The organism is Edaphobacter modestus (genome assembly GCF_004217555.1).
In the GTDB taxonomy this organism is placed as follows: domain Bacteria; phylum Acidobacteriota; class Terriglobia; order Terriglobales; family Acidobacteriaceae; genus Edaphobacter; species Edaphobacter modestus.
Window position 1 is genome coordinate 270,379 of the sequence record NZ_SHKW01000002.1, and the last position, 26,578, is coordinate 296,956.

Here is a 26,578-nt window from a genome sequence, read left to right on the forward strand (position 1 = left end):
GTCGTTGATGCTGGGATGACGGGTTGGCGGGTGATCTTTGACCATGGCTTGGTGAGGGTATCGACGAGAGCGCGATGGTCGTTGGAGGCTCGGCCGCCACCAATGCTCTGCTCCCTCGACTGCTTCAGCCTTTCTTACGAAAGGCGTCGAACATCGTTATTGCATCAGCTTCGAAGTCATCGAACCGATCCAATGGGTAGATGTGTGTCGTTTTGCTAATTATTTGGCACACATTTTCTAATTATCTGGCACACTTACTGTTGTGGAAGAGCTTTCAGCGATCCCGCTGGCATCTCGTGAAATCGCGCTGCAGCGATTCGAATTGCTTCGACCATACCTTCAAGGGGCTCGCCCGCTACGCAAGGTAGCTTCTGAAGGGTCAATTCCCTATCGAACAGCACTGAGATGGGTAGTCGGATATCGCAACAATGGGCTGGTAGGTTTGACCCGTAAGGGTCGAACCGATCAGGGAGGAAGGAGGCTGGTCTCGACAACGCTGATACAGGCGATTGAAGGGCTGGCGCTTGAACGGCCCCCCTTGCCAATGAGTTCCATACATCGGCAAGCGAGTGTCATGGCGGAAACTCTTCACGAACGCAAGCCCAGCTACGCAGTTGTTCGGCGGATCGTACGTAGCCTTCCCGCTAGCATTCTGATGCTCGCTCATCGCGGCAACAGAGCGTATAGCGAAGGCTTTGATCTGGTCCACCGGCGCGAAGCTCTCAAGCCGAACTCCATATGGCAGGTCGATCACGCACAACTCGACATTAAGCTGCTGCGCGACGATGGGTCCGTCGGCAAGCCTTGGCTGACGATCGTCATCGACGATTACAGCCGCGCTGTGGCGGGGTATTATCTCGGATTTGAACCTCCCTCCTCCTTGCGCACGACTTTGGCTTTGCGTCAGGGAATCTGGCGCAAGGGAGATCCCCACTGGGAAATCTGCGGTATTCCAGACGTGCTTTACACCGACAACGGATCGGACTTTCGATCCAAACATCTGGAGCAGGTAGCAGCGGACTTGAAGATCCGACTTATGTTCTCCACGCCTGGGCAGCCGCAGGGTCGAGGCCGCATCGAGCGTTTCTTCCGCACTGCGAACGAGATGTTTTTGTGCGACCTCGATGGCTACACCACGAGGAACGGGCGAATGCCTACTCTCACAGTCGATACTCTCGAGAAGGAGTTCCATACTTTCCTGTTGGAGGTCTACCATCGTCGTCCAAGTTCGGAGGGCAAGATGTCCCCTAAAGAGCGGTGGGAACAAGGTGGATTCTTGCCGCGCATGCCCGACAGCGTAGAACAATTGGACCTCTTGTTGATCCACGAGGTCCGTACACGCAAGGTACGAACCGATGGCATTCACTTCCACAACTTCCGCTACTTGTCATTAACCCTCGCGCCTTACGTTGGTGAAGACGTCACGATTCGCTTCGACCCGAGGGACATGGGCGAGATTCGCGTGTTTTATCGTGATCGGTTTCTTTGCCGGGCCATCTCTGCCGATCTGGCCGGCCAGACGGTACCACTTCGCGAGATTGTGAACGCCCGTAAACGCCGCCGGGAACAGCTTCGCACCATTTTGAAGGATCGGCTGAAAACAGTTGACACGTTGCTTGAATTCAAAAGAGGCATGCAAAGAGAGGACATTCATGCAAGCACGGTCACACCGGTCGAATCCAAGCGCCCCAAGCTCAAACGCTACTTCAACGAGTAGCGAACTCCCGGTATTTGTAGAGACGCTTGAGTACAAACGGTTCGTGGAGTTCAGCGAAGCCTGCCGACGAGACCGCTATTGGTTTATGCTACGGGCCTCCCGGAGTAGGCAAGACGCTATCTGCTATTCACTACAGTCGAATCCAGAAGATTGTTCCTCTGGATCGCTGGAACGCCGAAGCCTCAGACGAGAAGCCAATCGACACGGTGCTCTTTACTCCGGAAGTGGTCAACACGCCCGCTCGAATAGAAATTTGCGTCAGGCAGGCTCGCTCTCTTGTCTGCAGCGTCGCTAAGCGAGCGACTCGCGCGGAACAAAGGGCAACGCTCGATTTTCTCCGTGGAAGAGACGAAGCTTGGCGCGTCGAGCATCGCAATGACCGGGATTACCGACCCAACCATCCCCTGCCCCTCAAGCCAACCTACTATGACACACTTCACGAATACGAGGCCAGGCTCGAAGCGATCCCGGATCCGACTACTCTCATCATTGTGGATGAAGCAGATCGCCTGGCGATGAACAGTCTCGAGCAATTGCGCTCCATCTTCGATCAAAGCGGCTTGGGCATGGTACTGATCGGCATGCCTGGAATAGAGAAGCGGCTCGCGCGGTACCCACAGTTCTTTTCCCGCATCGGTTTCGTCCACGAGTTCAGGTCGTTGAGCGATGCCGATCTTCAGGTCCTATTGGAGCAACGATGGACGCCTCCAGGCATACATCTACCTTGTGCACCTTCTGAACCTGAGGTCATTGCGGCTGTCATTCGACTTACCCGAGGCAATTTCCGACTGCTCGTCCGTTTGTTGACTCAAATGGAACGCGTACTGACGATTAACCGCCTCGAGACTCTATCGGTAGAGGTCGTCGAAACGGCGCGAGAGAATCTGGTGATCGGCCAAGCCTAACGAGAGCGCTCGATCACAGCCTTGCGTGCCAAATAATTAGCACAACTGTGTGCCAGATAATTAGTCAAGCAACAAGTATCGGCGTCTTCCAAAAGGCTGTGGGAAGAGTGGGACCGCCCTCCGTTCCACGCTTTCCATAGTCACCCCATTTCCACGGTCCAGCAATACACTTAGAACGCAAACACACCTTTGAGGAGGGCTCATTGGCCATTGATGAAATCGGAACCGTAGCCGATCAATGCGACATTTCCCGTGGCTGCGTCATCATCTGGGAAAAGGAAGGGCACAAGGTTTGCGCCGTATGCGGTGGACCTGTGATTCGAGCAGCCTATAACCAACCGACGCACGTCGATTTTCGCGTGAAGACGCATGAAGCAAAACTCAATGACTAACCTTCCGTCTAAGTCTGCCTACAGAGTGCGTCCGTTATCTTTTCCAAATGAGATTGAATGGTGCTCCGCATAGTGATCGATTTGATCCGGTTGCGTTCTATATTCAGGGTGCCATTATGGCCTTCTCTAGTTTCCCGACTTCGACGTAGTCAATGCATCCGTAGTCCGATACGTCTGCAGTGCACCGCGCCTGCTTCAAAGCCGTAACTTGCTGGTCAAGGATCGCTCCCCTCAGTGCTTGATCGTATTGAGTCTTTAGATTAGAGAGTTCTGCGTCGTCAATGTTGATAGCCGTCTGCAGATTTGAGTATGCAGGATTCGTGCATTGTGAGAGGGCTTGGAATCCACTACCGCCGCCGCTTGGGTTGCATACTACACGTTGCTGTGTCGCCGCGAGCTGATTCGATAAACCTGACCGGTGCTCCTCGGTATCTAGCCGAGCTTTGTCGTTGTGAAATGAGCCATGCCGCACAGGGATGTGTATTCTAAAATCATAGTCTTGCAAATGATGCTCTTTACATTCCGCGGCGTTTTCAAGGCAATGGCGGCACTCATCAGGTATCTCCCGCAGGCGTTCATCAATCTGGTCAACAGTTTTCTGGAGAGCCGGCTCATTCATCTGAGGGCCAAATGTATATGCGCCGACATTTCGTAAAGCGGTTGTAGCATCCTGCTCAGCGACAGACAGCCTGCTGTATTCTTCGCCATAGTGGTTAAGAATTTGTAGTCCCCAAGTAGAATCTACCGAGCCTCCCAAATATTCATATCTCGTAATCTCCATCTGAATCGGCTTAGCGCCGCGTCCCATGGCAGTTGCACGAAGATTCGTCGCGGCCTTCTGCAATTCATCTAACGATAGTGCTACTGCTTGCCCTTCACCGCCAAACTGATAAACCTCGACCTTATATTTAGAGGAGTCCGATTTCTCTCGCAGACTAGTGGCCATGCTGACCGCCGCTTCTGCGCCCTTCCACGAGCCATCGATGCTAGCGATGACTGAATCTTGTTTATCTGAACTCACATCCGACGCAGTGATGATGCCATATAGCTCGGCTCCTGAATGAATATTCGACACGAATGTATCTCCACATTCCTTTCGAAACTCCTCGGGGTCTTTTTTCAGCATTTTTTTGAAGTTATTTTTCAGTTGCAAAACGCCGAATTTCTTCTGGGCAACGACATATTTGACGCCGTTTTCAACCTTGGCCTCAACAGTGAAGTGGAGACTATCGCTGGATAAATGAATCTTCTGAACATAATTTGCTTTTGCGTTTAGTGACGATCCGATACCACCGACATGGAGGCTCGCATCTAAATTCAATGCTTTGTCCAGAGCTGCACGATCCCGGAGATAATCGACCTGAGCATAGGAGCTCTGCCCGGTAATCTCGGCCTCCTCAAAGTCGACACAGATAGCAGGTGCCGCTGACGATCGGACGCTATCCCAACCATTACCTAGCAGCACCCCGCCATTGGGAAAACTTACATCACTCTTGAACATTCTGGGATTTGGAGGTTTTTTATGGCTGCGCTCATAACTCTTCCGGAAGGCCGGGAAAACAATGAGTGACACGGCCACCAAAGCGATGAATGCTAAACCCCACGCTATTTGGTTGCGGGCAGGCATGGATACCTCATTGACTGGACGTTAGAGCGGCATTCTGTGTCCTATGTTTGTTAGTCGGGTCGCTCTCAGTTCTATTGATTTTGGCAATACCGATAGCGGGACTGTCGAGAGTTTGTAGATATTGGCTACTCCATTCCTGAAGGACGCGAGCAAAATTACCCAATCTGCCCACTTCCCAGACAAGTACTGCAGAGGCCTGAACCATTACAGGCAGTGCAATCTGCCCCATTGACTCTACCTGTTCCACGACAGCTGAAGCATTTACCGGTCGCATTGCAAGCTGTGCACTTCGTTGACATAATATGTCTCCTTTACCGAATGATTTGAGTCCCGGTTGGATCGACGCATCTGCAGCGAGAGAACCAACGCTCACGGTTTCGTACCGGACCGGACTCGCCACATAAGGCGAATCGCGTTGGTTTATCAAATTACATGGTGGGCCGAGGGCTGAAGCATCCCACAATAATAAGCAACGCCTGGTCAATATCCTTCGCGCAGCCCCCGCTTTACTCCTGCAGAAGTGCCGACCGCGCGAGTTTAGCTTTAGCTTTCTAAGTCATTGATTCTAGGTATGATAATGTAACTTACGTATAGTGACGGTGTAGGAGCAAAGCGATAATGTCGTAGCTCTGCAAAGCCAAAGTGTCGCTGCCCCATCCTGAGTTCAGGGTTCGGAGGCGACAGATTGGGCTGGCTAAGTGTGAGCAAACGGGACTTGCAACGCTCGTTCTCCTTTCTAGAACAATCTAATCTCGGTCACAAACTTCATAACTGGATAATTTGTGTTTTACTCCATTGGTAAATAGGCGTAGCATCTCCGCTCGAGACAGCTAACGTCAAAATCGAGAAGGTAAAAATTGGCGATCGTAAATGAAACGTTGTCCCGCGATCCTGAAGTTACCAAGCGTATGATTGCTGCCGGGAATGATGCAATGGATCGTATATATCGTGAAAATGTATTTCAACAAGCCGAACAAAGGCATCGCCGTATAGAAGAATCGTCAAAGGCCGCTGATGTTCTATTTCGTGCGGTAAGTCCTGATGGCTTAAAAGAAGATATTCCACTACAAGCCACGCTTCTCGACAGATATAAATCCAGGGACCAAACTGGATTTTCACCAAGAGATTCGGAAGTAGCCAAAGCACTGACGATACGTCCGTTCCCGTCGATTCAGGAAGTTCGGGACGCCATCATCATCGGCTTTGTTCCGTTTCATGACGATACCACCTTAACCCTCCTCGGTCCGCCATACATGGATAAGTGGACATCGGTGCGAGCGGACGCAGCAACATCAAACGCCTTCGCGAATCATCAGGACGGTTCTTTCGGTTTTGTTCAAGGTACATCGGGTGGTTGGGTAACAAGTGCAGCCGGAATATGGGTACAATTTGCGCCCAAGCCCCCTCTGCCGCGTCTGATCCAGTTACGCGCTTATTGTCCCTATCAGTATCAGTGGAATAATGCATCCTCTCAAGGCTACACTGCACATACAAAGGGAGGCTTTGGTCTAAATGTATTCAGTTTTGACTCGCAAGGGCACAATCCGACTGAAGTCCAGAAGCCTAAGTATCCGATATGGAATGACGGTACAGGTTGGTTTGAAGACCACTCTAATCCAAATTTTGACGATTTCGATGAAGACTGCGCATTCCAATTTTCAAATATGGCACCATATTTCCAAGCTTTCCCGAACCGACTTTACACCGCATGTTTTTGGTGTTTTGGCTCCAATGATGCTGGCAGCGGATTGTTCGGAAATGCAATCTCAGCGTCTGACATCTTTGCTAAGCTGGGCTTTGTTGTAGTCGGTCAGCAATAAGGTATTCACGGGCCATTGTTCATTGCATTTAGGACACTGATTCATAGGACGATAGAATGCCTCAGCATATTGGCCACTGGCGTCGTCAGGGTAGCATCCGCTCCAGCGTCGGATCGTGAACCGACCAACGGTAGAGAAGGATCAGGTCGGTTTTAAAGGCTGGTGGATCGAAGTCCTGACCAGGTTTCGCTGTCAACCATTGCTCATTAAATTCGGCAGGTTTCGTACCGTCTGGGTCTGCTTACGAACTCTTCAAGGTATCCAACAAAGCTCGAAGATATTTCTCCGGTCCCAACTCGCCGATGAGTCTAACACCTGCCTGAATCCACCGCTCTTCGCTAATGATATGTGGCTGTACCAATACTGCAAGCGCTCGGAGGAATTGATATGCCGCACGAGAAGGACGTTCAGGAAAGGAAACATTGGTGGTGCCCGAAGTGGTACTGGCCTTTAGCCGTATGCTCAGGCATCAGAACGGTGCACAAGTGGTGCTACGATTTTGCCTGGGTGAAAGAGACTCAGTATCTTTTCGTTAGTCATTTCGAAGGATGTGAAAATGGCCGACTATACACTTGGACTGGCCCGACCTTAGGAATTGGGTCCACAACCTATCCAGCCGGTGAGATGTGCTTCAACAGCTCTCGTGGGGGTGACGAGGGTAGATGTGATTCGAGTCGAACCGGATTGCTGGCGTCCGGGCTTTCCGCCAGCGCCCCGTATGCTTCTGACATAGACGACGATGTGCTCCGGCTGAAGCAGAGTGTAGTGGAGACAGGTTCATTTGAGTTCGCCGGGCAAAACGAGCGGCTCTGTCAGAAGGGACGGTGGCCCTGGAAGAGAACGCTGCATGAGGAGGAAATAATCGCCTCTGTCTCAACCAGATTTGGCACGATTCAGTGGTATATAGGCGGCATACCGGTGACGGGCACCACGGGCAGTAGCACCTTTAGTGCGCTATGTAAATGGCCGTTTCCGCTTCCAAAGGGTCGTAGTGAGAATCGAGCGGTGAAAGTAAGGTTTGAAATCGCCACGGAATCGAACAAAAGTACTCTGAAGATATTCAATGCCCCCCTTGATGGCTCGTATTCCTTTGCCATCTCGATGAGGGGTGTCGAGAATGGAAAAGAGTACGCGTCTGACGATACAATCGCAAGTTTTCGGGGCGAAACATGTGACTTCGAACCAGAGCAGGTTGACGAACTGAGGCGATGTCTGAAGCGATTCAGCGACTTAAGCAAAGAAAAAGCCAAGTCTCGGACTCCGTCTCCCGGTGAACCTGTCATCGTTTTCTCTGACGAGATTTCGAGATTTATACGCGAAGAGAACAGAGAATCGGTTAATTCGCTCATAGACATTGTGAAAAATACGCTTCACGAAGATCCCCAACTGTTCACACAAGCCGTCGAGCTACTCGAAGAGCAGATTGGGTTCGCAGGTGTTTCCAGATTGATATCGGTGAGGGGAGCCCACGAGCAAATCCCTTCGCACGGAATTGATTCAGGACGCCGTCAGCCTATAGTCACTGCCTTGGTAGCCCTGGGACTCGGGTTGGCGGTGGGCCTAAGCTTAAACCGAATAGCCCGAAAAAGGAGCGGTTCAGTCTGACCTCATAATCTGATCTCAATTGTACGCACGATATACATCACCCTGCCAATCATGAGTTTGGAAAATCGATCTGCTCCACCTTGCCGACGCGCCGGATCCGCGAGTACGTGATCGAACTTGTGCGGTTGCGCTACACGGACTTGGTTCGAGCCTGGCGGCGGAAATGCTTCTCACGAAGGATGGCGCCAAGGTATGGCGCGAGCCTGATACCAGCGCCGCGTCGACAAATAGCCCGGGAGCTGAACCAACTGATTGCACTTGCCTGTCCGTTCTGTAACCTCCCGGAACGCGGCGCCGGACAATGGGGAGAGGGACTCACAAAAGAGAAGATCACGAAAGTGGTGTGGGTGCGGCCGACTGCGGTGGCTCAGATCGACTTCCTCGAGTGGACCAACGCTAACCGGCTCCGACATACCTCGTTTGTATCCATGCGATACGATAAGGACGCACAGAAAGTGATCCGAGAAACTTAAGCTCTCCGGTCAAAGGAGCATTGAAGCACTTATGCGACGAACCACGGCCCTCCTGTTGGTCTTTTCTTCTTTAGTGTGCAGTACTGGCTGCCGATCAAAACCAACCATTGGAGAGCAGCAGAAGTGTTCTGCTTTGGCCGATTCCTATCTTAGGAGTCATGGATACTCCAACGAAGTTCTCTTTCGTATCGTTGCTAAAGTTCAGACGCACTTCAATCCCAGAACTCAACTTTGCGCGTTCAAGTTCCTAGTAGGTCATGCAGACGCCAGCACTCAGGAACTATTTATTGTCGACGCTGCCGAGGGATCGCAGCTTGGCCATATCATGACGCCTACAGGTCAGTGGGAGAAGCCGACTCTCTGTGAAGTAAAAGAGACGAAAGGCGTGGAAGACTGCAAAGGACTATCTGACTTCGACAACAAAGCTTTGATCTACATTCCGGAGAAGTGAACGACACCAAGGACGCTCAGAAAGTGATCCTGGAAACAAGAAGTATTACGGAGTGAGGTGTCCAGCGGACATACAGCCGCAGCATTGAACAATGCTGAATTGGTATAGTAGCGTGGCCAGCCGTCTTGTAGGTCCAGGCACGCATTCGGGGATCGCCATCAAAGGCCAAATAACACGACATACGCTCCTGAATACAGAACGCGCGATCGTGGTCATTCTCATACTTAGAGGAATCTCACGTGAAAGACGAGGCAGCGGATCCTGGGCTCGGTTCGCCAACGTGAGTGCTAGTGAGTGTCCCAACACTCGAAAGAATCCCATCGTTCCCTCTCGTTTGATATCAGGGGACACTTCACGAAACGGAACGCAACGTACGCTAAGGCGAATTCAGTTCACTTAAACCTTTCGTAATCAGCAGGATCTAAGTAGAGAAGGCGCCGTTCTTGGACAGGGCGCAATTCGTTGTGGCTGTCCGGCTAAACGATTGAGAACATTACATCGACTCTCTGCAAACGCATATAAATTTCCGTTTCGTGAGGTGTCCCCTTATGGCTGCCGGAATTAGTATCAGAAGTTCTAATCTGGCTATACCTCTTCTATCTGTATATTGCAGACGAAGGTCCGATCCAATTTCCCCATCCATAACAAATCAGCACTTGAGTTTTTAAGCTACGCACCGCTGGCCAGAGCCGTGGAGAGAATCACTAGAACGTGATGAGCAACAGAAGACGGGCAAGTCGAAATAATCGGGTTACCGCGCGGATGAACCGGACCTCGCTAGGGTTGAACTGAGGGAGTAAAACAAGATGAAAAGACGAAAACTCGGAACATTAGAAGTCTCAGAAATGGTGGCTTGCCCGATGTTTTGTACCAATGAGGAGTTAGTGTAGCGCGTTTATCTCTGAGTTCAGATAGCCGCCGTCTGGGGTGTGGAGAAGTGGGAAGCGCGTAGCGGTTTCCACTTCTCCATGCCCCTTGCTTGTTGCGATCATCCGGGCCGCCGGAGCTGGTGGTGTATATCCCAGCGAAGAGTGTGGTCTGACGGTGTTGTAGTGGACGCGCCAGCGTTCTGCCAGCACGCGAAGCTCTTTGATGGAGTAGAAGATCTCTCCGTTGAGGAACTCATCCCGCAGCTTCGAGTTGAAGCTCTCACAGTAGCCGTTCTCCCAGGGAGAGCCGGGTTCGATATACAGTGTCTTTGCTCCTGTGTTCGCCAGCCATTTGCGCAGGTCTTTGGCCACGAACTCGGGCCCATTGTCAGAACGTATGTGCTCGGGAACTCCTTTCCAGACCATGACGTCAGCCAGAGCGCTGATGACCTTGGCCGAACTCCAGCGCCGTTCGGCCCGTATCAGCAGGCACTCCCGGCTGTGCTCGTCGATCAGGTTGAGGATGCGCACACTGCGGCCATCGTGCGTTCGCGCACTCACGAAGTCGTAGCTCCAGACATGGTTCGAGTGTGTCGGCCTGAGCCGCACACACGAGCCATCGTTGAGCCATAACCGCCCTCTCGCCTTCTGCTTCTTTGGTACCTTCAGCCCTTCACGACGCCAGATGCGTTCGACTCGGTCCTTGCCGACCTGCCAGCCGGCTCGCTGGAGTAGCGCCGTGATCCGGCGATACCCATAGCGGCCATACTGGCTGGTAAGGGTAACAATGGCCCGAGTCAGAGCATCCTCGTCTTCACGCTGTGTCGGCCGGTAGCGCTGCGTGCCCCTGGGTTGCCCCAACAGAAGGCACGCATGCCGCTCACTGACTCCATGCTCGCAGGCACGGTTGACCGCATTGCGCCGTCGTTCAGGGCTTAGAAGTTTCCCGAGGCGATGTCCTTCAACACAAGCTTGTCCAGGCTCAACTCAGCGACCAACCGTTTCAGCTTCGCGTTCTCCTGCTCAAGCTCCTTCAACCGCTTCGCCTGATCCACCTGCAGACCGCCATACTCCTTGCGCCAACGGAAGTACGTCTGCTCCACGATTTCCGCTTCCTTGCACGCCTGCGCTGTCGTCTTCCCGTTCGCCACTGCCACTTCAATCTGACGGAGCAGGTTCACCACCTGCTCTGGCTGATACCTCTTACCTCGTGCCATATGCTCTCCTCGTTCCAGTGTGTCTCTTAGTCACTGGTACAAAGCAAGCCGGGCACTCCAATGGGATTCGGCTGCATGAATGCCAGCGGCAACTACGCGAACAGATCCGGCGTTTGCGTGCGGGCTGCGTCATTAGTCGTTGTTATAGTCCCAAATTGTCGTTCACAGCGATGACAATTTCCTGCTCAGAGCCCAGATAACGTTCCGTTGTTTGGATCGAGGAGTGACCGAGGAGAAATTTAATTTGCTCCAGGTCGCCGCCATTCTTTCGGCACAGCTTCGCGCAGGTCCTCCGTAGATCGTGCGCCCCGAAGTGCTCGATCCCGATCTCTTTCGCGGAGGACTCGACCACACTCCAGATCGCCCAATCGCCCAACTCTTCTCCCAGGATGCGCCCGCTTTTCGAGAGCGGACGCAAGAGACGGCCGTCTTCGATTTTCGCCGCCGTCTGCCAGGAGTTGATTGCGTTTTTCACCCACACCGGAATTGCCACCGTCCGCACCCGACCGCCTTTGCCAACCAAGTCCACGATGACCCACCGGCCCTCTCGGAGCTGAATGTCTTCGAGCGTTAGTGTGGACAGCTCCCTCCGTCGCAGAGCACAGCCAACCAAAAGAGCAAGGATGCAGTAATCGCGCTTGCCCTTGATGGTCGATCGATCAGGTACAGCAAGTAATTCTTTCGCTTGGTCACGCGTCAACCAGTTCCCCAACCGCGTCCCCTGCTGACGCATGTTTGGTACATCGGTCATCTTCGCGGCTTGCTCCGCATCAAGAATACCGTTCCGCTGTGCTTCACCGACCAGCTTCCGAATCGCAGAAAGACGGACGTTCACCGTCGAGGCGCTCAATTTCTTTTCCAGCATGGCTGCACGATATTCCATCAGAAGAGCGCGAGAGAGGGGCTGTTGTCTCATCTCGCAAAGCGCAAAAACCTCATCGAGTGCTTTTGCGTAGTTTCGTTTCGAGTGTTCCGAAGCAACGCTCAGCAGCACCCTGCGCCGCATCTCTGCAACGCCGGCAACGGGTACGGCCCAGTTCCCTGCCGGTTGTTCGCGCAAAACCAGTGCGGTACTCATAACCCTGTAGGCGATTCGCTTACAGGTAGCGATTCGCCCTTAGACAAAGACCTGTGTCTCATCGTGGCTCCTCCGTATCAATTTCTTGGGCCTGGCGGGTCTCGTTCAGTTCCTTGCGTAACTTTTCAACCACCTCTTGCAGGTCTTCGATGGATGGAACCTCAGATTGAAGTGGTTCGGGAAGTTCGCGGGTAGCTCGGTAGGTCGAAACGCCGATCGGGCGATTGATGTTCTGCAACGTGTACTCCACGGTGGGACCACTGCGGCTTTCGCAAATCAGGACTCCGATGCTTGGACCATCGACCGACGTCCGCATCGTCGCATCCACCGCTGAGAGGTAAAAACTCAGTTTGCCCGCGTATTCCGGCTTAAAGGCCCCGTTTTTTAGCTCGATCACAAAATAGCAATGCAGCCGGAGATGGTAAAAGAGCAGATCGATGAAATAGGCCTGCCCATCGACTTCTAACTGCACCTGGCTTCCCACGAAGGCGAAGCCGCGGCCCAACTCCAACAGAAGGTCGCGGAGATGCTTGAGCAGCCCACGCTCCAGCTCCCGTTCTTTGGCGCTGGAGCTCAGGGTCAGAAACTCGAACGAATAGGGGTCCTTGAGAATCTGTTGCGTCAGATCCGAATCCTCTGCCGGCAGCGTTCGGGAGAAATTGGTGAGAGCCTTCCCTTCCCGTTCCTGTAGTCCGGTCGAGATGTGATGGGTAAGAACGTTGCGGCTCCATCCGTGTTCGATGGACGCCCGCAGATACCATTCCCGGCTCTGACCGTCTTTGAGCCGGTCGAGCAGGACCATGTGATGTCCCCAGGGCAATTTTGCAGCTTGCTGCAAAATTTGGGGGTCAGGCCAGGCCTCGGCGAAGGAACGCATGTAGCGCAGATTCCGGAGGCTGAAGCCCTCCACGCCGGGAAATTCCGTCCCGAGATCCTTGGCCAGGCGGTCCACCACCTTCGTTCCCCACCCCTCAGCCGCAAAGCGGGAGGAGAGATCCTGTCCGATGGACCAGTAGAGCCGGATGGTTTCCTGGTTGAGCGTCAGGGCGGCGCGCAGTTGGGCGGCGCGAATCCGGGTTTTTAGCTCTTCGAGCAGCGCTGGGTAGCCCGAAGGAAGCGGAATTAGTTCAGCCACGGCGCCCTCCGTCCTCGACAGAGGCGCTTCCCTGCCCTTCTTGTAGGCCCAAACGGTCTTGGCCGGTGCTTGTACCCCAACATCCTCGATCTCCTCACCACCAATAAGGTAGCAGCGCCCAATTTTGCAGCAACTGCTGCAAAATTGACGATAGCACGGAATTGCCAACGACAATTGACATTGTCGTTGGTAATATCATGATCTATTGAAGATAATTATGAGCAAGTCGGCTCATAATCCCCGATCATAATCAGAGGAGCTTTATGGCGCGAAAGCTGAAATGGAGGCATGACCTTCACAACATCATGAAGCACGTGGAGAACTCAAAGACTGAAACCTGGCGAAGAGTTGATCTCGAAATCGCCTTCAATGTCAGCCGCCCTGCAGCTCAGAGAATCATGCGCGCTATCGGAAACATCGATAACATCGGTGGAACCCATGCCATATCGCGAGATTCGGTGATTACCTATTTGGAACACCTAATCGAAGCAGAAGACCCTACTGAGGCCCACCTTCGGCGATTGCAGAATCTCGAGCCCGCACCGCGTCACCGTAAAATCCAGGGGACCGTCCCGAACGATCTTCACTCCGTTATGGTCAGTTCCCTTCCCCCTAACATCGTACTTAAACCGGGCGGAATCGAGGTCACCGGCAGCGACTTCAAGCATGTCATGGAGAACCTCCTGATCTTGGCCCGCGTTCTCCAAAACGACACCGAGACTGCGGCTCAACTAATCGATCCCCCCAAAAACCGCACGCCCTCAATCGATTATGAACTTAAGACCATGTTCAATGATCTGCGAGTTCGAGAAGCGGCATACCAAGCAGCTCAAACTGAAAAGCAGAAGGCTTGACACTCTGGTTTGGGAATAGCGAGCCTCATCAAGTACTGCAACTGGTGATACCGGCTACCTATCAGATACCCGGTATCGTTTATGCGGAGATGCTAGGCGCTTCGACTTGACACTTTGCTTTCGACTGAAGGCGAGTGTTGAAGATAGAACCTGAAGGCATTCATCACGAATTCTGCGACGGTTAGCCTTACGCCCCGGTTCCTTTCATATTCTTTCCATTGCAGCATCACAAGCGCATGCTCTTCTGGGGCTACCTTAAGGTTAAGCTGAGTAACCTCTTTTTTTCGAAGTGTCCGTCCGTCGATCTTCTTTATCGGAGCCACAATAGGTGCCGACTGGGAAGCGCTCTTCGTAAATCCCATTTCCTGAGCGACAGCAATGGAACCTGCGGTGGCTGATGGGCCTCCCCTGTCTTTCCTCGCCCTAAGCTCCGAATCGTCGATCGAAAAATCCAATTTCGTTCCCGTTCGTACAGTCATTTCCCAGCCGCCTCCATCTCCGCGAATTCTTCCTTGACTTCCTCTTCCGCTTCAACGTCCTTCAGAGGCCAGTCTCCCTTAATGAAAGCCGTAACTTCCTTCATAAATTCTTCTGCGTTTTTGATGGCAGCGCTTGGGCTGGAAGCGTCGGCAGCTGTCAACTGGTAAATAGTTCCACCGATGTTAAACGTCACCTTGAACGCCGCTCGTTGGAACATGTTCACTCGCAGAATAGGAATATCATTTTCTCTTAGTTGATCTAAAATGCGCTTCATGGCCCTGTCTCTAATGACGGGCGAAGTCATTGATAGAAATACACAAAAGGGAATTTTTCTCTTGAAGATGCTCTCTTGCTTCCGTATTACTTTGATTACACTTACCGCTTCATCGGCATCGAGTTGATTTCCCTGCATGGGAATGAGAACGAGATCGGCCCTTCCAATCGCAACGGACACCTCCTCGTTTTTGCTACCTTCTAGATCCACAAGAACGTAAGGATCCGGTGCATTATCAATATGATCAGCAACGTCCGTTCGATGAACAGGCACGATCGATAAATTCTTTGGCACTAGTTCAGGGAATCGCTCTGCCCATCGATTAATTGGCGAATTCGGATCTGCGTCGATAATTCTTGTTGCAGCACCGTGATGGGTGAGCACACTTGCCATTGTTAAGGTTGCAGTGGTCTTCCCTACCCCACCTTTGCTAGAAGCGAGAACAATTACGGGCACGAATCCTCCGTAGATACCGGCTACCTACCGGATACCCGGTAGGTACCTGCTGTCCATTCTTAAAAAGATTATGTATCACGGGTAGGACACATTGATTACTTTTACATATCCGGTACCTAATGAGTACTGGATACCCATCCGGTATCCGATAGCTAACAGGTAACCAATAAGTAGCATTATGATACCGGGTAGCTAATTGGTATCCGGTACTTGGCTTTCCGCACTGATATTAGGCTCCCGTCGTCCCCGGCAATTCACGAATAATAGACACGTTACCTCGAACTATCCTCGAAACCCGTACCAGGTTCAGCTGGCTAATCTACACCGGTACCCGATTGATATCGGGTAGCTACCCGATACTTTTTCGCTATCGGCTATTTTTAAATTGCCCACTGGTAGCTTTCAGATACTGGATTATCTATACGCCACCTCACGAGTTTACCTAGACGAGCTCGGCAGAAAGGATTTCTAGTAACGATCTGTCACTATTCCGAACTAGCTACCAGGTATCTTATTGGTAGCGGGTAACCCGGGACGGCCGGAAACTCGTAGACTCGTACAGAAACAGGGAAGCGGACTCATTACCAGCCAAGTCCGCAGCTTCCGAACTAGCTACCAGGTATCTTATTGGTAGCGGGTAACCCGGGACGGCCGGAACTCGTAGACTCGTACAGAAACAGGAAAGCGGAACTCATTACCAGCCAAGTCCGCAGCATCATAAGGGTCCGATCGTCAGAAAATGCGGACTTGGCTGGCAACGAAAGCCTTTTCCCTTTTAGATTCAATGTTTAGGGGTTATTCCCGAAGAAAACTTGCCAGCAGGGTCCGCTAATCGACCTTGAGGAACGCGGACTTGGCTGGCAGAGTTTGTGGTGCGGACTTGGCTGGCACAAATACACACATCTTCTTGCTTTTCAGTTATGTATCGTCTTTATAGAGTCTACTTGTCCACGAGACATAAGTAGCAGCACGGCGGAGCCGTTCACCTTAGCGGACTCGGCTGGCAGCAGTATTGCGGACTTGGCTGGCAATTTATGCTATGCCTATTGTTATCCTTAGTTTACGGGGAAGGGCTTCGTCACATCCATCATTTGATCCCGCGGACTTGGCTGGCAATATGCCGTCCATAGACAGGAAAGAATGGAGAGTCCCGCGGACTTCGCTGGCAGGAAAGGGGATAGATAGATCGAAAACCGCAATTCTCGATGCTATTTGGTCACGCAGGATGCTCGTTTGTCATTCAATACCACTCTTAGCGGACTTGGCTGGCAGCGAAACAATTGTGAAACATCAATGGCTGGCGCGCGGACTCAGCTGGCAATTATGCGAACTTGGTTGGCAGCCAGCGCGAAGTTGGTTGGCAAAAGTGCGCGGACTTGGCTGGAAAAGATGCGGACTTGGCTGGAAAACTCGCGGACTTGGCTGGCAATTTTTGCCATCTAACTTATTTGTTTTCTGTAGAGTCCATGACACTATAGCAATTCTTTTTGCTTCACAGTATTTGCTTTCTACAGGATATTAACAACAGCATCATTCGTATTCAGGGGGAGGTTGAATGGCGGCAAACAATCACGTAAAGATCACGGCTCTTTTGCCGCTGCCCGTTGATGTTGATTTTGATTTGATTAGATTTGAAAAGAACCTTTTGAATATCGGCTTCTTTTCCAGTCATGACCCCCGCACCAAAAATCAAAATCGATCCTCCCGTCGCATGGAACAGACCGTTAACCAAGACGGCAAGAGAATCCGTGTCAGTGTTGAGTTTCAGTCATCTGAAGTCCTTGGCCTACCCTCTACAGCTGACCGAGACAAGTTTCTCGCTTTCATGAAAATTGTCAATGAAGAAAGGGCACGGGAAGGATTTATTGGAAACAAAATTCGTTTCCGTGGCAGCCGTCTTCTGAAAGAACTCGGAATTTCTAGATCGGGAAGAAATTACGATGACATATACGAGTGGGGAAGAAGGCTCGCTCAGACGACCATTACTTCAGAAAAGGTGATATATCTTCCTTCTCGTAAGAGATACTCAGATCGTACGGTTCACGTCTTCCGTTCCTTCCAGCGCGTTGGAGAAAGCAACAATGATGGCTCGGATCGTGTCGATCTTTTCGAGATTGAGCTAGAGGACTGGCTACTCGAGAATCTCAACCACGGCTATGTGGTTCCTGAAGACTTCAACGCATACAAGCTTCTATCGAGGCCCACTGCTAAAGGGATCTTTGGAAATCTCCATTTATGGTTCCACGCAAGCCAGGGAAAATCGGTAGAGAAAGACTATGTGGAGCTGTGCAATTATCTCAATGTCACACCTTACCAGCACCTATCGAAGATAAAGTCAACGATGGGAGCTTCTCTCGATGAACTCACAAAAATCAAATATCTCTCTAGCTGGCAGGTTCAACCAATGGCGACGAAGAGGGGATACAAAATCGTCATGCTGCCCGGAGAAGTTCTATTGCGGGTTATCCAGCACTCACAAAAGAAGCAAATTACGGACAAGGCTCCAACGTCGTACGGACTAAACCAGATTCAGCAGAAAGCATTCGACGTTCTTGTTGATCACGGGGTGCTTCCACAAAAAGCAAGAATGCTCGTTATGCAGTACGACCCCGAATTGATTCTTGACCAAGTAGAGGTCTGTCTGAGTCAGCTCTTCGATCCAACCAACGGTCGTCAGAAGATTGCTAATCCGCCCGGCTTCATCGTTTATCAGATTGAGAACGGTCTTCCCGTTCCTACGACGTTCATCACGGAGCGGAAGCGGAAGGAATTCGAGGCGCAAAAGAAACAGAAGCAACAGGCAGACGAAATCGAATGGACCCTCCGTACGAAGTACGGTGAATGGAAAGATGAGCTATTGAACGCCGAGGTCGCCGCCCGATATCCTTCGGAACAACTCCCCAATGTTCTGGAGGGAATTATCAAAAACCGCATCCGCAAGGATCCAAAGTTCAAGGCATCCACATGGACACGCTCTGCACTCGAGCAAGCTGCTTTGGCCTTACTTCGCAAGGAATTATTGGAAGAACTCGCTTTGCCGGAATTTGAAGATTGGAAGGCAGAACGCCCACAGGCAGAGCTTTTCCATTAACAATGGTTCAATTCGCTAATCGGCGCCGTTTTGTTGGACGCCAAAAAACGCTAACAATTCACATACCCTCAAAAGTGTGTAGTGTTCACTAAGATGAGTCCATGTCACTAGCCAGTTGGGTGTTACATCCGAGGTTTTGGACGCCACTTATCTATACTTTATTTCGCCTCATCACAGTTCCGCTCCTCCGAGTCCGCTGTCGGAGTGCTGGACAGAGCCGATACGCTGGCGTGGGGGAATCGTTGGACAGACGTCCAGCCGTTTCCTAAAAGCCGAGTAGCTTTTTACTCAACAACACAACCCCTATGCCAGAGTCAGTCAAATTACGCCCGATGAGTCAGGCAGCATACCGGCAAAAATCCTTGGACTGACGCAAGACCTCGAGAAACCCGAAGCTCAAGATCCCGAAACAAGGCTCCGCATCCTCACGATCAGAGGAAGCTTGAGACAAATTACGACGGCGCGCAAGAGCGATCTACTTGGGGGAAGGGTCTAACTAAACAATGGCTCGGAGGCTCCTGGAGCTGGAAATGACGACCATTCCATAAACCCCACACTTGTGGGGCTACTCAGAAAGCGGTATATCGGGCGAGAATAAGGAATGGCTTCAACGACCAAGAGGAGTTTCGTCGTATTTGGAGCCACCGTAGTAAGTCTAGCGGTGGCATACGGAATATCGATCATGCCCCATCACTCCTTTGCACCGCCCCAGTCAGCTCAGGGTTTACTTGATAAAGCGGATTCGCTCTCCTGGGAGAATCGATGGGCCGAGGCAAGGCCACACTACGGAGAAGCAGCAAAACTCTTTCGCAAAGAAGGTCAGCCAGCGAAGGCGCTTTATGCCGAGGTCAGCGAGATCCCTGCCGATGAGTCTACAAGTAGCCTCGTAAACATCCTGCACCTAAACCAGGCGCTTAGCAGACGGCACCGTCATCAGTGAAATAAGCGGACACCAGCTTGAAGCTATCCGGGTTGCGCATTGCTTCGCGGAGGCTTCTCGCTGCCACTACCGCCAGTTGCCAGTGAAGTTCCTCTACTGCCTTCTTCTTTTTCTCTGCCTCGGCCGCCGCCTCTACTTGTTTTTGCTCCAGGCCTTTCGGGATTGGCGTGCTCGCTGACTTGTCGGTTGCCGCGGCAGCAGCATCAATAAAATCGTTGTGGTATGAAATGTTCTTGGTGCAAGGCATGCGAGTATGCAACTCGTTGACTTCCAGGACATCATCTCCCTTCTGTGGAAATGCGCTGAAGAGCATCCATTGAGTTGAATCCAGACCCCTGTAAAACCAAAGTTCGGTCTTGAATTTGCTGTAGATAAGAGCGCGGCCTTCCGATCCGGCACCGGCATTTAGCTCCTTTGGTCGGTTGCTGGCTGGCTTCCCGCAAACCTTGATTACAGCTGCCATTTCATCGAACGTTGCGGGCCGCATTTGACCTTCGGGCTTGGACGTGTGCCCCGGCATGGGAGGCGGTGCTGTAACCCGAATCGAGCTATCGAAAATGGCGGCGGTGCAGATGATGGCAATCAAAACGCCGATGCCGCAGGCTGTCCATTTGAAAAAGTTACGAATGCGACGGGTCCCGCATTCATGACAATAACGATTCGTAGCAGCGTGGAGCTCCTTCCCGCACTTTCTGCATAAAGGAAGGGCTTTGCGAGGATGCGGGCAGACGCACCACTTTGCTCCGCAGGCGTAGTGGCGCTCTTCAACACAGGCGTTGCAAATGCGAGGGATGTCCATGGCGTGCCTCACGAATCGTCAGATCAATTCGCGACTTTCAAGTACATCTGGCGATCATGTTTCCGTCACGCCAATGGACAGTATGTCAGACCGATTAGACGTCATACTCCCGAAGCCTATACGTCCCACACACTCGCGGTATCCCACAAGAGGGTGACGCGCCAAAATGATGTGTGCGCCTCATCGCGCAATGACACATGGCGAGACCTGAAGTTTAGCTTCGATCGCTAAGTGGCGCAAATCTTCCAGCCAAGTAATTCTGAAAACGACAGGCCTGAAGTATCTTGGATTAATTCTACAAAGCAGAAGCGGCAAGCTGGAAGGAACGTCCGAAGATGAAGCGTCGAGTCTGCTCCTACGATATGTTTGCCGTCCCGGACCCTTCCTTCGTCCTGAAGGATAGGGTCGGAGAGATGTACTTCTGCAATTTGCGATGCTTCTGTGTCCGATCGGTGCAGTTGGCTACAAGGCCAAACCTTTTCTGTACAAAATAAGAACGGTGCCTATTCGCTGACCACTTCATCGGGTGAAGAACATCAGTTCGCTGGGATTCTTGACGTGGCCCGGTGGGCGACGGCCAATGCTTTTGGATGAAGAGGTTTAGGGAGCTGTATGGGGTCAGCTCCGGTTATCGCCTTCCCACTGAATATCAACCGGCTCACGATGATGGTCTACAGCTTTCTGAGATCCTTCTGGGTTTATCGATGGTATGTGGGCACAGGAGTGGCCGTGCTAATCGGCATCATTGTTTGCTGCCGGCGGAAAGGCCTCGCTTTAGTCCCGGTTGCACTCTTTGCCGCCTTCATAGTTCTTTACGCTCTGCATATTCGTAGCTTTTATGAAATGCGTTCTCCGAGCATAGATCCTCAGTGCTCCTCCATCCACGTTATGACTCCAATGTGGGCGAGGCCCAACGCGCCGCCGCCCTCAAGAACAAGTCCGAGTTTTGGATGCACCTTCTCGTGCTTGAAGAGTTCCTGGGAATGCACACTGCTAGCGGCTGCTATGACGCAAAGTGTGAGCCATGCTCGCGCGCCTCGACTTTTCATGATTGCCTTTCCAATTTACGTCGTGTTGGAAAACGCGCTCACTGCTGCCTTCGGGCCCTTAGACAGAGATTTTTCGGTACGTTTCAGACAGGAACTTAAGGACTTGTGCCCTAACCCAGGGTGTCAGAAAGGGGGGACGACGAGCAACGAGGAAAATATAGAACCTCTCATCTTCATATAGTTTCCTCGCGAAAGCGTTTTAGTTTGATGCTCAATTTGACCAATGAGTGTATATGGCCATTTTTCCCCAATCAGAAGAGGTAAAGCGCAATGGGTACTCTCGTCCCCACGTAGGCCTAATCGTCGAGTAGTTGTCGGTATCTTGCAGAATAGTGTGATTTCTGGCACTTGAGACACCTCAACCTAGACGCTCATGTACCCTTGTACCTCAAAGAGCATCCGATAGGAGGTTGCGATACAAATGAAATCTTTGAGTGTCGATAAGACCTAGTTACTGAGTCGCAGATGCAAAGGTAAAAAACGAGAGATGCTTAGATGATCGATAGCAAGACACTCGAGCTTCCACCTGCACCCGCTAAGAGATCGAAGTTTCTCTTAAGAGCTTGTAAAGCGCTCGCCGTTGGGATTATGTGGTTCGGACTTCTGTTGCTTAATCTTTGGGCTGTTGCCGCTATTTACGTCGATTCTCGAATTGCATCAATGCGCATTGTGTTCGTTGTTATCTATCTTGTTGTAGAGATCTTGCTCCTAGTCACGACTAGGCGACGAAGGGGTTTCTATTCGCTCATCTGTCCTTGCGTGGTCCTGGTATGGTGGCTAAGCCTGAAGCCGGTAGATGATGCAAATTGGCGACAGGACGTAGCCCGAAGAGCGTGGGCCGAGATTGACGGAGACAAGGTTACGATACATAACCTTCGTAACTGCGACTACCGCTCCGAAGTTGAATACACGAATTGCTGGACTGACCGTACATTCAGCCTTTCGGAGCTTCGGGGTACGGATTTTTTCTTCATCAATTGGGGAGTGCGTTGGATCGGTCACCCAATTGTGAGCTTTGATTTTGGCAATAACCAACATCTTGCGTTTTCAATTGAAGCTCGCTACCGGCCGGGGCAGGCCTATTCGGCGATACTCGGTTTCTTCAGGCAATATGAATTGATCTTTATTGCGGCTGACGAACGCGATGTTATTCGGCTACGGACCAACTATCGCAAGAATGAGGAAGTCTATATGTACCGCACAAGCGCCCCCGCGGATATTGCTCGGAAGTTTTTCCTGACTTACCTGGCCGCTACGGCGGGGATGAGTTCGCAATTTTGCTGCCCGAAACAAGTCTGGATGAAGCCTCGAAACTGGCTGATCGGATTCGAGACGAAGTGGGGATCCCAGCGGCTGAGGTGGGAGAACAAGGGATACGGGTCACTCTCAGCGTAGGTCTTACGGTATACATGCCCGACGATCCTGCTGATCCCCGAGAATTGCTGGAGCAGGCAGATCAAGCCCTCTATTCTGCCAAATCCGATGGGCGCAACCGCGTCCGGGTGTGGAGGGGCCTCTCTGCCCTTTCGAACATGCCACGGTGAAACCGCCGGCTCTGCTCTTTCCCACAACTACGCTGATCGCACCGGTCAAAGAGCCGAACCTGACTCTTTCTACTGGCGTCGATGAGAGTAGCAAAACACAAACCTCTAACCCCAATATACCGATTGATGTACTCAGGGCCGCAAATAACCGTGCGGCCCTTTTCATTTTTTGCGGCTGATCATGTCGCGGATCACCTCCAGGACAAATACACGAATGAAACTTAGCGAAGCAAGAATCAAAGCCAAAGAAATCTACGGTGAATCTGGTTACGCGGTCTTACGCGGGGCTAACAAGAAACTTTGCGTCATTGGTTTCGTCGACAGAACCGGAAGCAGGCTAGGTGTCAACGTCGATTTAGCGGGTGCGGCGAGTTCTGATGTAGCGACCATTGAGCCGAAGATTCGGTGCAAACTAAAAACTTCTCGCCTTCGTGGCATTGAGAAAGGTTCCTGCCACATGGCGAAATCAAAAGACTCGTGTCGGCGTTCACGTAGGACTGAGTTCTTCGTTTGTCCATCCCGTTTACCGGCAAAGAACGAGACACAGAATCAGGATTGGATAACTTCGGTGCGCGGTACTACAGCAGTGCGATGGGTAGGTAGCACTTGAGTCCAGCCAGTACATCACCGATGACGATATTCCGTTCTAAGGGCCCCTAACGAAGGAGCATTTCCTTCGAGGAGCTCCCCTGCTCGGAAGTAATCACCGCCGTTCCAGGAGACGATCTCTTTCCCGCAGGTGCACTCAATGGAGTCATTGTCTCGCATGGTCGTCTTGATTCTGCGTATCGCCCACCTACGGCCGCAGTCACATACATGTACGTATTCGGTTGGCATGTGGTGATCGTCTACGCATTCTCCGAGATTCGCTATAGTGCAATAGATGTATGGTCACATGCTGATTGGGTTAGGTAGATCTTCTGGATTGCGCACGCGAGAATAAGAAAAGCCAACTTTGATTTCGCCTGTATCCGACGCGGAAATCAAATAAACCCCTGAATTTATTGTCAATCAAATCAGCGATTTACACGCGATCAAATCGGGCATAAATCAAAGCGCATCAATCCCCAGCCCCATCAGCGCTCAGTGGCCTTGTGAGACCTTGCAATTCGTCTACAGGGGGTCGTGACCCCATATAGCTTCCGGGGAGCTTCGTTCCATCGTCACGGAGTCCCAGGATCGTGGACTTGGAACGCGGCTTCGCGGTAGGCACGGCGGGTATTGGGATTGCGGATATGCGAGCGGAAGAAGTCGCGCATCCGTGTCCTCGCAGCAGGGCGCGCGAGAAAGAGCGAGGGCAGGGAAGTGCCTGCCCTTTCGATCTCCATCGATGCGTTATTCAATGGCTCTACTCCTTCCAGCCGTGTCAGTTGTGGAGAAATCGAGCGTGCATCGACCCAGGCTCGTGAGGTATTCAGGTGCAGAGCGGTCAATCATGGCCGAACGCCTCCTGTACGCATGACCTCCACCCCGATGCAGGCCAGGCCTGCTGCCATGAGCACAAAAGTCAGCAAGAATCCCGTGACGATGCGGCGGCGAACGGGGCTTGTTGGATAAGCAACGCGATGCACTTTCAAGGCCGGTATCCACCAAAACCAATTGAAGCGGGTTTCAGTTCGAAGCTGCCGGCTTTCTGTCACAAGCTGCCGAATCGTCAGAATGAGCCTTGCGTAGGAGCCGAAGGCAAAAAGGAACAAGATGTAGCCGGCGATCTTCAAAGTCCCGCACCTCTAATCTTCACGCATGATAAAGGACATTATTATGCTCTAAAAGATGGCTGCTCAAAGCTGGGAAAATAAATCCTGAGGCACATGAGAAATTATTTCCCACTGTGTTGCAGGAAAACAGCAAGGTAAAGGTATATGTAGGACTGAATTGGTTTCCTCGGGCCGTACAAAACAACAGTAGTTTGTGCTTCAGCGACTGAAAGCGGTCAGAGCAGCAGAACGGTGGCCAAGCCCGTTTGATGCGGACTGTTCGGAACGCCGATACTTGTTCTGCTGCTAGAAGCAAGCTTGATGAGCGTTCCTGACTGCTCCTGTTAGGCCAGACGAATTATCCTAAGCTTAGGCGAACTACGGGCCTAGATCTATTTTGAGGAAGCGACTCTGTGAACCTTCTACGCGCGATATCGCTGCTGCTCGTGTCTATTTTCTTTGGTCGCCAAATATGCTCAGCACAGACCCTTCCTTCAAATGCTTGGCATGATCCCTCATCTCACCATGGCGAGATGATTACTGTAGCCGAAGGTATTCAACTCGAAGTGTTGGACTGGGGAGGTACAGGGAGTCCCCTTATCTTTCTCTCCGGTCTCGGAAATACCGCGCATATTTGGGACCACTTCGCTCCGAAGTTCACCGACAGGCATCATGTCTATGCCGTCACGCGGCGCGGATTCGGGAAGTCGACCCATGCCCCCGCTGGTTACGCTCCGGAGAGACTTGCCGACGACATACTGGCCGTGATGGATCAACTCAAGATCGAAAAGCCTGTGCTGATTGGCCACTCGCTTGCGGGCGAGGAACTGAGTTCCATTGGAACGCGTCACCCCGAACGAGTTTCTGCGCTCATCTATCTCGACGCTGCCTATACGTATGCCTTTTATGACGCAGCCGGCGATTATGAATCAAGCCTCGCAGATCTGCGGCAGAAGATCGATGCCCTGGCAGTCAAGCCCGAAGATACGACGCTTATGGATCAGGTTAAGGCTGCGCTACCTCAGTTTGAAGAAAATCTAAACCGCAAAGTGAGCAGCATGGAGAACCCGCTTCCGGCGCCATATGGCCCCCCGAGCGCAGCGGACAAGGCCAGCTTTGCGGCCATGATGAAAAGGATGACCGGTGCAGTTGGCGGAGCTCCACCCGAAGCCGAATTACATGAGAGTTTCCTGCCGGGACCGGATGGGAGTGTCGGCGCTCGCAATGCATCGCCTGAAGCGGGCAGCGCCGTATTCAAAGACTATCAGCGCTTCACTACACCCATCCCCTTGCCGATTCTCGCGATCATGGGCTACCCGCAAAACAAAGGGCCTAACTTTCATGCGGATACACCTAAGAACATCGCGGCTGCGGCTGCGGCTGATGCAAACCAAGCACGTCAGATTGACGTATTTGAAAGAGGCCAGCCAACTGCGCATGTCGTCCGCATCGCAGAGGCCAACCACTACATCTTCATTTCAAATGAAACCCAGGTCTTGATTGAAATGTACAAATTCCTGGCTACGCTTTCATGAATGAATGCGTATTCGGAAGGAAGCTGCAGCGAGAAGATCGGTACCGAAAGATCAGCCAGTGTTCGAAAATCCGACCGTTTTGGCTCGTCAGTTGACGAGAACAGGCAAAACACCTCATTGATGGCGGGTGAATTGGAGATTAGTCCTCATAAATGCGCTTGTATGGACTAACTTTTTGTAGTGCACGTAAAACGGGGCGGTCTCAACCGGTCGATGCAACACCATCTGATATGAATTCATTTTCTAAAGGTGGTGTTTATGGCACAAGGAAAACGGGACAGGCTTTCCGCGGAGCAGCGGATCGACATGTGGCGCCGTTGGAAGTCGGGCGAGTCGTTGCATGAGATTGGCCGCGCCTTCAAGATCCTCCGATCGCGATCCTGAGAAACGCTTCTCGCTGGAATCATTCTCGGGTCACCACACCAAAAGTAAAAATCGTACGATTTGTGACGTTTGGTGTAGTGACCCCAAATAGCTCCTGTTTTGGTGCCCTGATACAGCCGTGCTTCTTGGCTTCTCCGTAAACGTCCTGGGGAGCCAGGAGAGGGAATAGAGGCGGAGCTTGTTGTC

At 51.9% G+C, this 26,578-nt stretch carries 22 protein-coding genes; 13 read left to right on the forward strand and 9 right to left on the reverse strand.

Translation table 11 applies throughout. The annotated features are described in order from the left end of the window. The first annotated feature begins 574 nt into the window (after positions 1 to 574). From BDD14_RS27005 to BDD14_RS27015, 3 genes are all read left to right on the forward strand, one after another. A complete protein-coding gene (locus tag BDD14_RS27005; protein ID WP_165420328.1) occupies positions 575 to 1,717 on the forward strand; it encodes a Mu transposase C-terminal domain-containing protein in 1,143 nt (380 codons plus the stop codon). A 26-nt stretch (positions 1,718 to 1,743) separates the two neighbouring features. Beyond that, positions 1,744 to 2,622, forward strand: coding sequence for an AAA family ATPase (locus BDD14_RS27010; protein ID WP_130424006.1), 879 nt, complete (start codon positions 1,744 to 1,746; stop codon positions 2,620 to 2,622). A gap of 203 nt (positions 2,623 to 2,825) precedes the next feature. Then, positions 2,826 to 3,014, forward strand: coding sequence for a hypothetical protein (locus tag BDD14_RS27015; RefSeq protein ID WP_130424008.1), 189 nt, complete (start codon positions 2,826 to 2,828; stop codon positions 3,012 to 3,014). A gap of 103 nt (positions 3,015 to 3,117) precedes the next feature. On the opposite strand, the gene BDD14_RS27020 is transcribed toward BDD14_RS27015, so the two are convergent. Continuing rightward, positions 3,118 to 4,641 (reverse strand): hypothetical protein, encoded by a 1,524-nt coding sequence (locus BDD14_RS27020; RefSeq protein WP_130424010.1) that lies wholly within the window; start codon positions 4,639 to 4,641, stop codon positions 3,118 to 3,120. Between the two features lie 857 nt (positions 4,642 to 5,498). Here BDD14_RS27020 and BDD14_RS27025 point away from each other — a divergent pair. The 4 genes from BDD14_RS27025 to BDD14_RS27040 all read left to right on the forward strand — a co-directional run bounded on the left by BDD14_RS27025 (position 5,499) and on the right by BDD14_RS27040 (position 8,990). Next, a complete protein-coding gene (locus BDD14_RS27025; RefSeq protein WP_130424012.1) occupies positions 5,499 to 6,461 on the forward strand; it encodes a hypothetical protein in 963 nt (320 codons plus the stop codon). A 765-nt stretch (positions 6,462 to 7,226) separates the two neighbouring features. After that, complete coding sequence (locus BDD14_RS27030) at positions 7,227 to 8,066, forward strand: hypothetical protein (protein WP_130424014.1); 840 nt, start codon at positions 7,227 to 7,229, stop codon at positions 8,064 to 8,066. 179 nt (positions 8,067 to 8,245) lie between these two features. Further along, positions 8,246 to 8,539 carry an ATP dependent DNA ligase gene (locus BDD14_RS34795; RefSeq protein ID WP_130424016.1) on the forward strand — a complete coding sequence of 98 codons (294 nt, stop codon included), beginning with the start codon at positions 8,246 to 8,248 and terminating at the stop codon, positions 8,537 to 8,539. A gap of 31 nt (positions 8,540 to 8,570) precedes the next feature. Then, positions 8,571 to 8,990 (forward strand): hypothetical protein, encoded by a 420-nt coding sequence (locus BDD14_RS27040; protein ID WP_130424018.1) that lies wholly within the window; start codon positions 8,571 to 8,573, stop codon positions 8,988 to 8,990. An 881-nt stretch (positions 8,991 to 9,871) separates the two neighbouring features. On the opposite strand, the gene BDD14_RS27045 is transcribed toward BDD14_RS27040, so the two are convergent. From BDD14_RS27045 to BDD14_RS27055, 3 genes are all read right to left on the reverse strand, one after another. Continuing rightward, positions 9,872 to 11,076, reverse strand: a protein-coding gene (locus tag BDD14_RS27045; protein WP_130420958.1) for an IS3 family transposase whose coding sequence is annotated in 2 segments (ribosomal slippage) — positions 9,872 to 10,809 and positions 10,809 to 11,076 — 1,206 coding nt in all. Because the reading frame shifts where the segments join, the coding sequence is not laid out codon by codon here. Between the two features lie 142 nt (positions 11,077 to 11,218). Then, a complete protein-coding gene (locus tag BDD14_RS27050) occupies positions 11,219 to 12,154 on the reverse strand; it encodes a tyrosine-type recombinase/integrase (RefSeq protein ID WP_130424020.1) in 936 nt (311 codons plus the stop codon). Positions 12,155 to 12,212: 58 nt separating this feature from the next. Beyond that, positions 12,213 to 13,289, reverse strand: coding sequence for a PDDEXK nuclease domain-containing protein (locus BDD14_RS27055; RefSeq protein WP_207231904.1), 1,077 nt, complete (start codon positions 13,287 to 13,289; stop codon positions 12,213 to 12,215). A gap of 263 nt (positions 13,290 to 13,552) precedes the next feature. Between BDD14_RS27055 and BDD14_RS27060 the strand changes: the two genes are divergently transcribed. Further along, positions 13,553 to 14,143: a hypothetical protein gene (locus BDD14_RS27060; RefSeq protein WP_130424021.1), complete on the forward strand. Its 591-nt coding sequence runs from the start codon at positions 13,553 to 13,555 to the stop codon at positions 14,141 to 14,143. A gap of 475 nt (positions 14,144 to 14,618) precedes the next feature. Here BDD14_RS27060 and BDD14_RS27065 read toward each other — a convergent pair whose 3' ends face one another. Beyond that, positions 14,619 to 15,353, reverse strand: coding sequence for a ParA family protein (locus BDD14_RS27065; RefSeq protein ID WP_084080505.1), 735 nt, complete (start codon positions 15,351 to 15,353; stop codon positions 14,619 to 14,621). Between the two features lie 1,555 nt (positions 15,354 to 16,908). Between BDD14_RS27065 and BDD14_RS27070 the strand changes: the two genes are divergently transcribed. Continuing rightward, entirely contained in the window at positions 16,909 to 18,444 is a 1,536-nt protein-coding gene (locus BDD14_RS27070) for a replication initiator protein A (RefSeq protein WP_130424023.1), read from the forward strand. A 914-nt stretch (positions 18,445 to 19,358) separates the two neighbouring features. On the opposite strand, the gene BDD14_RS27075 is transcribed toward BDD14_RS27070, so the two are convergent. Both BDD14_RS27075 and BDD14_RS27080 read right to left on the reverse strand, forming a co-directional pair. Further along, positions 19,359 to 20,183, reverse strand: a complete 825-nt coding sequence (locus tag BDD14_RS27075) for a hypothetical protein (protein WP_130424025.1) — start codon at positions 20,181 to 20,183, stop codon at positions 19,359 to 19,361. Between the two features lie 866 nt (positions 20,184 to 21,049). After that, positions 21,050 to 21,232: a hypothetical protein gene (locus BDD14_RS27080; protein WP_207231905.1), complete on the reverse strand. Its 183-nt coding sequence runs from the start codon at positions 21,230 to 21,232 to the stop codon at positions 21,050 to 21,052. Positions 21,233 to 21,892: 660 nt separating this feature from the next. Here BDD14_RS27080 and BDD14_RS27085 point away from each other — a divergent pair. Together BDD14_RS27085 and BDD14_RS34800 are read left to right on the forward strand one after the other, a co-directional pair. Then, the gene (locus tag BDD14_RS27085; protein WP_242618320.1) at positions 21,893 to 22,627 is read left to right on the forward strand and encodes a lipoprotein N-acyltransferase Lnb domain-containing protein; all 735 of its coding nucleotides are present in this window, start codon (positions 21,893 to 21,895) and stop codon (positions 22,625 to 22,627) included. Next, positions 22,510 to 22,776 carry a GGDEF domain-containing protein gene (locus BDD14_RS34800; protein ID WP_165420330.1) on the forward strand — a complete coding sequence of 89 codons (267 nt, stop codon included), beginning with the start codon at positions 22,510 to 22,512 and terminating at the stop codon, positions 22,774 to 22,776. Before BDD14_RS27085 ends, BDD14_RS34800 begins: the two co-directional genes overlap by 118 nt. A gap of 1,163 nt (positions 22,777 to 23,939) precedes the next feature. On the opposite strand, the gene BDD14_RS27095 is transcribed toward BDD14_RS34800, so the two are convergent. Further along, positions 23,940 to 24,209, reverse strand: a complete 270-nt coding sequence (locus BDD14_RS27095) for a hypothetical protein (RefSeq protein WP_130424029.1) — start codon at positions 24,207 to 24,209, stop codon at positions 23,940 to 23,942. After that, positions 24,210 to 24,494 carry a hypothetical protein gene (locus tag BDD14_RS27100; RefSeq protein ID WP_130424031.1) on the reverse strand — a complete coding sequence of 95 codons (285 nt, stop codon included), beginning with the start codon at positions 24,492 to 24,494 and terminating at the stop codon, positions 24,210 to 24,212. A 512-nt stretch (positions 24,495 to 25,006) separates the two neighbouring features. On the opposite strand from BDD14_RS27100, the gene BDD14_RS27105 reads away from it, so the two are divergent. Together BDD14_RS27105 and BDD14_RS33890 are read left to right on the forward strand one after the other, a co-directional pair. Next, a complete protein-coding gene (locus BDD14_RS27105) occupies positions 25,007 to 26,008 on the forward strand; it encodes an alpha/beta fold hydrolase (RefSeq protein ID WP_130424033.1) in 1,002 nt (333 codons plus the stop codon). Between the two features lie 258 nt (positions 26,009 to 26,266). Next, positions 26,267 to 26,392: a hypothetical protein gene (locus tag BDD14_RS33890; RefSeq protein WP_278045543.1), complete on the forward strand. Its 126-nt coding sequence runs from the start codon at positions 26,267 to 26,269 to the stop codon at positions 26,390 to 26,392. Positions 26,393 to 26,578 lie beyond the last annotated feature (186 nt).